Genomic DNA, 8961 nt, shown 5'->3' on the forward strand with positions numbered 1-8961 from the left:
GCCATTGCGTATCACCTACAGGTTTCACGTTCTTGGACATCATCGACACCGCCGCCACCGAATCGGCCGCCGAAGGCTTCACCCGCATCGCCCTGGGCGTGGAATACAAAGGCTCGCGCTACCGCGGCTGGCAGCGCCAGGCCAGCGGCGTGCCAAGCGTCCAGGAAGCCCTGGAGCGGGCGCTGTCGAAGGTCGCCAACGAACCCATCGCAGTCGTCTGTGCCGGCCGTACCGACGCCGGCGTGCACGGCTGTGGCCAGGTCGTGCACTTCGATACCCAGGCGCAGCGCGACGAGCGCGCCTGGACCCTGGGCAGCAACTTCAACCTGCCCCACGACATCAGCGTGGTCTGGGCGCGGCCGATGCCCGCCGACTTCCATGCCCGCTTCAAGGCCACTGCCCGGCGCTATCGCTACGTCATCTACAACGATCCGATCCGCCCAGCGCACCTGGCCGAGGAAGTCACCTGGAACCACCGGCCGCTGGATGTCGAGCGCATGGCCGAGGCTGCCCGCTACCTGCTCGGTACCCACGATTTCAGCGCCTTCCGCGCCAGCCAGTGCCAGGCCAAGTCGCCGATCAAGCACATCCATCACCTGCGCGTCACCCGCCATGGCCGCATGATCGTGCTCGACGTACGCGCCACGGCCTTCCTCCACCACATGGTGCGCAACATCGCCGGGGTGTTGATGACCATCGGTGCCGGTGAGCGGCCTGCCAGCTGGGCGCGCGAGGTGCTCGAAGGGCGCAACCGGCGCGAGGGCGGCGTGACCGCGCATCCCTATGGCCTGTACCTGGTGCAGGTGGAATACCCGGAAGCCTTCGAGCTGCCCAGCCGTTACATCGGCCCACACTTTCTCACCGGCTACGAAGCCTTGGCCGACTGACGTCGCCTGGGGCATTTGCTACCATCCGGCCTTTGACCAGACACTCAGGGTTTGCAGTCCATGAGCAACGTTCGCAGCAAGATCTGCGGGATCACCCGCATCGAGGATGCCCTGGCCGCAGCCGATGCCGGGGCCGACGCCATCGGTTTCGTCTTCTATGCCAAGAGCCCGCGTGCCGTGGACGTGCGCCAGGCGCGGGCGATCATCGCCGAGCTGCCACCGTTCGTGACCACCGTGGGCCTGTTCGTCAATGCCTCGCGTTGCGAGCTCAACGAGATTCTCGAAGTGGTGCCGCTGGACCTGCTACAGTTCCACGGCGATGAAACCCCCGCCGATTGCGACGGCTTCCACCGCCCCTGGATCAAGGCCTTGCGGGTCCGCCCCGGTGACGATATCGAGGCGGCCTGCCAGCACTATGCCGGCGCCCAGGGCGTGTTGCTCGATACCTACGTGGCCGGGGTGCCCGGTGGTACCGGCGAGGCCTTCGACTGGTCGCTGGTGCCGGCTGGCCTGAGCAAGCCGGTGATTCTCGCCGGCGGCCTGTCGGCCGACAATGTCGGTCAGGCGATTGCCCAGGTGCGCCCCTATGCGGTGGATGTCAGTGGCGGCGTGGAACAAAGCAAGGGCATCAAGGATGCCACGAAGATCGCCGCATTCATCCGTGCGGTGAAACAGGCGTGAGGGTAGATGTGACGGCTGGCGGCGCGCCATCGTCCATAGCTATCGCAGCCCTGCGGGGCGGCCGCCGGTACACCGTGCGGCACAGAACACCATTGACGGCGACGCGGTACGCAGGCAGCCCCTGTGATCGGGTCGTCATCGTTCCATAGAAGAATTTGAGCTCAAGGGCAGGGCATGGCCGGCCAGACCGGTCCCCGCCCGCCGATACTGGAGAAAGAAAGCATGAGCAACTGGTTGGTCGACAAACTGATTCCATCGATCATGCGTTCCGAGGTGAAGAAGAGCTCGGTGCCAGAAGGCCTGTGGCACAAGTGCCCAGCCTGCGAAGCCGTGCTGTATCGTCCGGAGCTGGAAAAGACCCTGGATGTCTGCCCCAAGTGCAACCACCACATGCGCATCGGTGCACGTGCCCGCATCGACATCTTCCTGGATGCCGAAGGCCGCGCCGAGCTCGGTGCCGACCTCGAGCCGGTCGACCGTCTGAAGTTCCGTGACGGCAAGAAGTACAAGGACCGCCTGGTCGGCGCGCAGAAGCAGACTGGCGAAAAAGACGCCCTGATCTCCATGAGCGGTACCCTGATGGGCATGCCGATCGTGGTCAGTGCCTTCGAATTCTCCTTCATGGGCGGTTCGATGGGCGCCGTGGTCGGTGAACGTTTCGTCCGCGCCGCCAACTATGCGCTGGAAAACCGCTGCCCGATGGTCTGCTTCTCGGCCTCCGGCGGTGCGCGCATGCAGGAAGCGCTGATCTCGCTGATGCAGATGGCCAAGACCTCGGCCGTGCTGGCGCGCCTGCGCGAAGAAGGCATTCCGTTCATCTCCGTGCTGACCGACCCGGTCTACGGCGGCGTTTCCGCCAGCCTGGCGATGCTCGGCGACGTCATCGTCGGTGAGCCAAAAGCCCTGATCGGCTTCGCCGGCCCACGCGTGATCGAGCAGACCGTGCGCGAAAAACTGCCTGAAGGCTTCCAGCGCAGCGAGTTCCTGCTGGAGCATGGCGCCATCGACCTGATCATCTCCCGTGGCGATCTGCGCCCACGTCTGGCCCGCCTGCTGGCCCAGATGACCGGCCAGCCAACGCCTGAGCTGGCGCGCGAGGCGGCTGCGGTCGCGTGATGACTCAGCACAGCCCACGTACGCTCGGCGAGTGGCTTGCCTACCTCGAGCAGTTGCACCCGTCGGCCATCGACATGGGGCTGGAGCGTTCACAGAAGGTGCTTGCCCGGCTGGCGCTGGGCAAGCTCGCACCACGGGTGATCACGGTAACGGGTACCAACGGCAAGGGCTCGACCTGCGCCTTCGTCGCCTCGATGCTGCGCGCCCAGGGGCTCAAGGTCGGCGTGTACAGCTCGCCGCACCTGCTGCGCTACAACGAGCGGGTGCTCATCGACGGCCAGGAAGCCAGCGATGAGCAGTTGTGCGAGGCGTTCACGGTGGTCGAGGCAGCGCGCGACGAGATCTCCCTCACCTACTTCGAGATGGGCACCCTGGCGGCGTTCTGGCTGTTCGAGCGCGCCGGGCTTGACGCCGTGGTGCTCGAAGTCGGCCTGGGCGGGCGCCTCGACACCGTCAACGTGATCGATGCCGACCTGGCGCTGGTGACCAGCGTCGGTGTCGACCATGTCGATTACCTGGGCGATACCCGCGAATTGGTGGCCTATGAGAAGGCCGGCGTCTTCCGCCAGGGCAAGCCTGCGTTGTGCGGCGACCTCGACCCACCTCAGCCGTTGCTGGACAAGGCAGCCGAGCTGGCCGCGCCATTGTACCTGCGCGGTCGTGACTTCGACCTGGCCAGCAGCGACCAGCACTGGCAATGGCGTGGGGTCGCGGCCGATGGTGCGGTGGTGGAGTTGCACGACCTGCCGTTGCTCGACCTGCCGATGGAAAACGCCGCTCTGGCCCTGCAGGCCTACCTGCTGATGGGCCTGCCATGGGATGCCGGGCAATTGCGCCAGGCACTGCTCGCTACCCGTATCACCGGGCGCCTCGATCGCCGGGCGCTGCGTTGGCAGGGCAGGGCGGTACACCTGCTGCTGGATGTCGGGCACAACCCGCATGCCGCCGAGTACCTGGCCCGGCGCCTGGCGGCCCGGCCAGCCAAGGGGCGGCGCCTGGCGGTGTTCGGGCTGTTGGCCGACAAGGACCTGGCCGGCGTGTTGGCACCGTTGCATGGCCTGGTCGACGACTGGGCGGTGGCGCCGCTGGACACGCCTCGCAGCCGACCGGCCGGTGAACTGGCCGACGCCTTGACGAACCTCGGCGCGACGGTGAAGTCTTATGCCAGTGTCGACGCAGCGCTCGAAGGGCAATGCGCGCAGGCAACCGAGGATGACCAGATCCTGCTGTTCGGTTCGTTTTTCTGTGTCGCCGAGGCGTTGCAATGGCTCGAGCGGCAGGCCCCGGAGGGTGGAGTAGATGGCAGTGCTGGATAAAGGGATGAAACAGCGCATGGTCGGTGCGTTGGTGCTGGTGGCGCTGGCGGTGATTTTCCTGCCGATGCTGTTCACCCGCGAGGACGAGATGCGCCAGGTCCGGGTCGAGGCGCCCGAGGCGCCGGCCATGCCGAGCCTGCCTGAGGTCAAGGTGGAGCAGGTGGCAGTGCCTGAGCAGCAGCCATTGCCCGAGCCGGTGCAGGAGCAGCCTGAGCAGGCGCCGGTGGTGGTCAACGAGTCCATGGCGCAGCCGAGCACGCCGAGCCAGCCGATCACCCCGTCGCCACAGACCCAGTCGCAGGCTCAGCCACAGCCCAAGCCGCAGACTCCGTTGCCGACGCCTGCTGCCAAGCCGTCCACTGCACAAGCCCCGGCTGCCAGCGCGACCGCGCCTTCGAAAATCGACGCCAACGGCCTGCCGGTGAGCTGGTCGATCCAGCTGGCCAGCCTGTCCAACCGTGCCGGTGCCGACAATCTGCAGAAAACCCTGCGTAGCCAGGGCTACAACGCCTACATCCGTTCGGCCGGTGGCATGAATCGGGTGTACGTGGGGCCGTTGATCGAGCGCGCCGAGGCCGAGCGCCTGCGCGATGTGATCAACCGTCAGCAGAACCTCAAGGGCTTCGTCGTGCGCTTCCAGCCCGAGCGGGGCTGACGCCGTCATTGTTGTAGGAGCGGCACAAGGCCGCTCCTGCAAAGCCGAATGCAGCCCACGCCAATCCACCTGACATTCCGCTTACCCACAGCCCGCCGCTCTGGTAAAATGCGCCGCCTCAAACGTCTGCAGGCAACACCGTGGCCTTTACCCTGGTTGATTGGGCGATCATTGCGATCATCGCCGTTTCCACACTGATCAGTCTCAAGCGTGGTTTCGTCAAGGAAGCCTTGTCGCTACTCATCTGGATCATTGCCGGCGCGGTAGCCTGGATGTTCGGCGGCTCGCTCTCGGTGTACCTTGAGAGCTATATCCAGACGCCGTCGATGCGCACCATCGCCGGCTGCGCCATTCTTTTCGTCGCCACCCTGCTGGTGGGGGCCATGCTCAATTTCCTCATCGGCGAGCTGATCCGCGTGACTGGGTTGTCCGGCACCGATCGCTTCCTCGGCATGGCCTTCGGCGCCGCGCGTGGGGCCTTGCTGGTGGTGGTGGCCGTGGGCCTGCTCAGCCTGGGCCCGGTGCAACAAGACAACTGGTGGCAGGAATCGCGCCTGATACCACAATTTCTATTGGTAGCCGACTGGTCGAAAAACCTCATCCTGGGGTTCACCAGCCAGTGGTCCAGTGGGGCGATCAGCACTCCGGCTGATCTTCCGTTCAAGGAACAGCTGCTCGGGCCGGCTCGGCCGTGAGCGCTTTTCACTCAAGTTTCATCAAAGTAGGGGTTGCGTCGCATGTGTGGCATCGTCGGTATCGTCGGTAAGTCGAACGTCAATCAGGCGCTGTATGACGCGCTTACGGTCCTCCAGCACCGCGGCCAGGACGCTGCCGGTATCGTGACCAGCCACGACGGCCGGTTGTTCCTGCGCAAGGATAACGGCCTGGTGCGCGATGTCTTCCAGCAGCGCCACATGCAGCGCCTGGTCGGCCACATGGGTATCGGCCACGTCCGCTACCCGACGGCGGGCAGCTCGACCTCGGCCGAGGCCCAGCCGTTCTACGTCAACTCGCCGTACGGCATCACCCTGGCGCACAACGGCAACCTGACCAACGTCGAGCAGCTGGCCAAGGAGATCTACGAGTCCGACCTGCGCCACGTCAACACCAACTCCGATTCCGAAGTGCTGCTCAACGTGTTCGCCCACGAGCTGGCCGTGCGCGGCAAGCTGCAGCCGACCGAGGAAGACGTGTTCGCTGCCGTGTCCCACGTGCACAGCCGTTGCGTAGGTGGCTACGCTGTGGTGGCGATGGTCACCGGCTATGGCATCGTCGGCTTCCGCGACCCCAACGGCATCCGCCCGGTGGTGTTCGGCCAGCGCCATACCGATGAAGGCGTCGAGTACATGATCGCCTCCGAAAGCGTCGCCCTCGACGTCCTCGGCTTCACCCTGATCCGCGACCTGGCGCCGGGCGAAGCGGTGTACATCACCGAGGAAGGCCAGCTGTTCACCAAGCAGTGCGCCGAAGCGCCGAAGCTGCAGCCGTGCATCTTCGAGCACGTCTACCTGGCCCGCCCGGACTCGATCATCGACGGTATCTCGGTGTACAAGGCCCGTCTGCGCATGGGTGAAAAGCTCGCCGACAAGATCATGCGCGAGCGCCCCGAGCACGATATCGACGTGGTCATCCCGATCCCGGACACCAGCCGCACTGCCGCGCTGGAGCTGGCCAACCGGCTGGGCGTGAAGTTCCGCGAAGGCTTCGTCAAGAACCGCTACATCGGCCGTACCTTCATCATGCCCGGCCAGGCTGCGCGGAAGAAATCGGTGCGCCAGAAGCTCAACGCCATCGAGCTGGAGTTCCGCGGCAAGAACGTGATGCTGGTGGACGACTCGATCGTGCGCGGCACCACCTGCAAGCAGATCATCCAGATGGCCCGCGAAGCCGGCGCCAAGAACGTCTACTTCTGCTCCGCAGCGCCTGCGGTGCGCTACCCCAACGTCTACGGCATCGACATGCCGAGTGTCCACGAACTGATCGCCCACAACCGCACCACCGAACAGGTGGCCGAGTTGATCGGCGCCGACTGGCTGGTCTACCAGGACCTGCCGGACCTGATCGAATCGGTCGGTGGCGGCAAGATCAAGATCGATCACTTCGATTGCGCGGTGTTCAACGGTGAGTACGTCACCGGCGACATCGACGAAGCCTACCTCGATCGCATCGAGCAGGCCCGTAACGACATGGCCAAGGTCAAGAACCAGGCGGTCAGCGCGATCATCGACCTCTACAACAACTGATTTAGGGAGCGACGGCATGACGGATCAATGGGATGCCGGGCGACTGGACAGTGACCTCGAGGGTGTCGGTTTCGACACCCTGGCGGTACGCGCCGGTCAGTACCGTACACCGGAGGCCGAGCACAGCGAAGCGCTGTTCCTGACCTCCAGCTATGTGTTCCGCACAGCGGCCGACGCCGCTGCGCGCTTTGCTGGCGAAACGCCGGGCAACGTCTACTCGCGCTACACCAACCCTTCTGTGCGCGCCTTCGAGGAACGCCTGGCGGCAATGGAAGGCGCCGAGCAGGCCGTGGCCACCTCCACCGGCATGGCCGCGCTGCTGGCCGTGGTGATGTCGCTGTGCAGTGCAGGCGACCACGTGCTGGTGTCGCAGAGCGTGTTCGGCTCGACCATCAGCCTGTTCGAGAAGTACTTCAAGCGCTTTGGCGTGGAAGTCGACTACGTGCCACTGGTCGACCTGGCGGGTTGGGAAAAGGCCATCAAGGCCAACACCAAGCTGCTGGTCGTCGAGTCGCCATCCAACCCGCTGGCCGAGCTGGTCGATATCGCCGCCCTCAGCGAAATCGCCCATGCCCGTGGTGCCATGCTGGTGGTCGACAACTGCTTCAGCACCCCGGCGCTGCAACAGCCACTCAAGCTCGGTGCCGACATCGTGTTCCATTCGGCGACCAAGTTCATCGACGGCCAGGGCCGTTGCATGGGCGGTGTGGTGGCCGGCCGTGCCGAGCAGATGAAAGAGGTGGTGGGCTTCCTGCGTACCGCCGGGCCGACCCTCAGCCCGTTCAATGCCTGGATCTTCACCAAGGGCCTGGAAACCCTCAAGCTGCGCATGCGTGCGCACTGCGAGAGCGCCCAGGCGCTGGCCGAGTGGCTGGAGCAGCAGGACGGCGTCGAGAAAGTGCACTACGCCGGCTTGCCGAGCCACCCGCAGCACGAACTGGCCAAGCGCCAGATGAGCGGTTTTGGTGCGGTGGTGAGCTTCGAGGTCAAGGGTGGCAAGGAAGGCGCCTGGCGCGTCATCGATGCCACGCGGATGATCTCGATCACCACCAACCTGGGTGACAGCAAGACCACCATCGCCCACCCGGCGACCACCTCCCACGGCCGTCTGTCGCCGCAGGAGCGTGAAGCCGCGGGCATCCGCGACAGCCTCATCCGCGTCGCCGTCGGCCTGGAAGACGTGGCCGACCTGCAGGCGGACCTGGCGCGCGGCCTGGCCGCCTTGTGATGGAACTTAAGGGTGGCGGGCCGGGCCATAACGGCCGGGTAGCCCTGGTGACCGGTGCCGCGCGCGGCATCGGCCTGGGCATCGCCGCCTGGCTGATCTGCGAAGGGTGGCAGGTGGTCCTCAGCGACCTCGATCGCCAGCGCGGGGCCAAGGTGGCCAAGGCGCTGGGCGATAACGCCTGGTTCGTCAGCATGGATGTCGCCGACGAGGCCCAGGTCAGCGCCGGGGTGTCCGAGGTGCTTGGCCAGTTCGGCCGGCTGGACGCGCTGGTGTGCAACGCGGCCATTGCCAACCCGCACAACCATACCCTCGAAAGCCTGAGCCTTTCGCAATGGAACCGCGTCCTGGCGGTCAACCTCAGCGGCCCGATGCTGTTGGCCAAGCACTGTGCGCCGTACCTGCGCGCGCACAATGGCGCCATCGTCAACCTGACCTCGACCCGTGCCCGCCAGTCCGAGCCGGACACCGAGGCCTATGCGGCGAGCAAGGGCGGCCTGGTGGCGCTGACCCATGCCTTGGCCATGAGCCTTGGCCCGGAGATCCGCGTCAACGCGGTGAGCCCGGGCTGGGTCGATGCCCGCGACCCATCGCAGCGGCGGGCCGAGCCGTTGACCGAGGCTGACCATGCTCAGCATCCGGCGGGCAGGGTAGGGACGGTGGAGGACGTCGCGGCGATGGTGGCCTGGTTGCTGTCGCGGCAGGCGGGGTTCGTCACCGGGCAGGAGTTTGTGGTTGATGGTGGGATGACGCGTAAGATGATCTATAGCTGAGCTGCGAGCTATGGACTGAGGCGCCAGGTCCCTTCCTCTTAGGGGCTTTGGGGCTGGGTTAGGGG

9 protein-coding genes are annotated in these 8961 nt (G+C 65.6%); all 9 read left to right on the top strand.

All coding sequences use genetic code 11. The features are described 5' to 3' along the window. Nucleotides 1-32 precede the first annotated feature (32 nt). The 9 genes from truA (at nt 33) to IAE37_RS25665 (ending at nt 8896) form a co-directional block, all read left to right on the top strand. Nucleotides 33-887 (top strand): tRNA pseudouridine(38-40) synthase TruA, encoded by an 855-nt coding sequence (gene truA / locus IAE37_RS25625; RefSeq protein ID WP_201178246.1) that lies wholly within the window; start codon nt 33-35, stop codon nt 885-887. 60 nt (nt 888-947) lie between these two features. Further along, nucleotides 948-1568 carry a phosphoribosylanthranilate isomerase gene (locus IAE37_RS25630; protein ID WP_201178247.1) on the top strand — a complete coding sequence of 207 codons (621 nt, stop codon included), beginning with the start codon at nt 948-950 and terminating at the stop codon, nt 1566-1568. A 222-nt stretch (nt 1569-1790) separates the two neighbouring features. Then, nucleotides 1791-2684, top strand: coding sequence for an acetyl-CoA carboxylase, carboxyltransferase subunit beta (accD, locus tag IAE37_RS25635; RefSeq protein WP_201178248.1), 894 nt, complete (start codon nt 1791-1793; stop codon nt 2682-2684). Continuing rightward, complete coding sequence (folC, locus tag IAE37_RS25640) at nt 2684-4000, top strand: bifunctional tetrahydrofolate synthase/dihydrofolate synthase (RefSeq protein ID WP_201178249.1); 1317 nt, start codon at nt 2684-2686, stop codon at nt 3998-4000. The genes accD and folC overlap by 1 nt, the downstream gene beginning before the upstream one ends. Continuing rightward, the gene (locus tag IAE37_RS25645) at nt 3984-4655 is read left to right on the top strand and encodes an SPOR domain-containing protein (protein WP_201178250.1); all 672 of its coding nucleotides are present in this window, start codon (nt 3984-3986) and stop codon (nt 4653-4655) included. Before folC ends, IAE37_RS25645 begins: the two co-directional genes overlap by 17 nt. A gap of 140 nt (nt 4656-4795) precedes the next feature. Further along, a complete protein-coding gene (locus tag IAE37_RS25650; RefSeq protein ID WP_201178251.1) occupies nt 4796-5350 on the top strand; it encodes a CvpA family protein in 555 nt (184 codons plus the stop codon). A 42-nt stretch (nt 5351-5392) separates the two neighbouring features. Continuing rightward, nucleotides 5393-6898 carry an amidophosphoribosyltransferase gene (gene purF, locus IAE37_RS25655; RefSeq protein ID WP_201178252.1) on the top strand — a complete coding sequence of 502 codons (1506 nt, stop codon included), beginning with the start codon at nt 5393-5395 and terminating at the stop codon, nt 6896-6898. Nucleotides 6899-6914: 16 nt separating this feature from the next. Further along, entirely contained in the window at nt 6915-8126 is a 1212-nt protein-coding gene (locus IAE37_RS25660) for an O-succinylhomoserine sulfhydrylase (protein WP_201178253.1), read from the top strand. Next, nucleotides 8126-8896 carry an SDR family oxidoreductase gene (locus tag IAE37_RS25665; RefSeq protein WP_201178254.1) on the top strand — a complete coding sequence of 257 codons (771 nt, stop codon included), beginning with the start codon at nt 8126-8128 and terminating at the stop codon, nt 8894-8896. The genes IAE37_RS25660 and IAE37_RS25665 overlap by 1 nt, the downstream gene beginning before the upstream one ends. Nucleotides 8897-8961 lie beyond the last annotated feature (65 nt).

It is taken from the genome of Pseudomonas sp. S31, assembly GCF_016648105.1.
Lineage (GTDB): Bacteria > Pseudomonadota > Gammaproteobacteria > Pseudomonadales > Pseudomonadaceae > Aquipseudomonas.

What these genes read in the sequence shown, in the direction of transcription:
- IAE37_RS25630 (WP_201178247.1), top strand. Translation starts at nt 948, where the DNA reads ATGAGCAACGTTCGCAGCAAGATCTGCGGGATCACCCGCATCGAGGAT.
- accD (WP_201178248.1), top strand. Translation starts at nt 1,791, where the DNA reads ATGAGCAACTGGTTGGTCGACAAACTGATTCCATCGATCATGCGTTCC.
- folC (WP_201178249.1), top strand. Translation starts at nt 2,684, where the DNA reads ATGACTCAGCACAGCCCACGTACGCTCGGCGAGTGGCTTGCCTACCTC.
- IAE37_RS25645 (WP_201178250.1), top strand. Translation starts at nt 3,984, where the DNA reads ATGGCAGTGCTGGATAAAGGGATGAAACAGCGCATGGTCGGTGCGTTG.
- purF (WP_201178252.1), top strand. Translation starts at nt 5,393, where the DNA reads ATGTGTGGCATCGTCGGTATCGTCGGTAAGTCGAACGTCAATCAGGCG.
- IAE37_RS25660 (WP_201178253.1), top strand. Translation starts at nt 6,915, where the DNA reads ATGACGGATCAATGGGATGCCGGGCGACTGGACAGTGACCTCGAGGGT.
- IAE37_RS25665 (WP_201178254.1), top strand. Translation starts at nt 8,126, where the DNA reads ATGGAACTTAAGGGTGGCGGGCCGGGCCATAACGGCCGGGTAGCCCTG.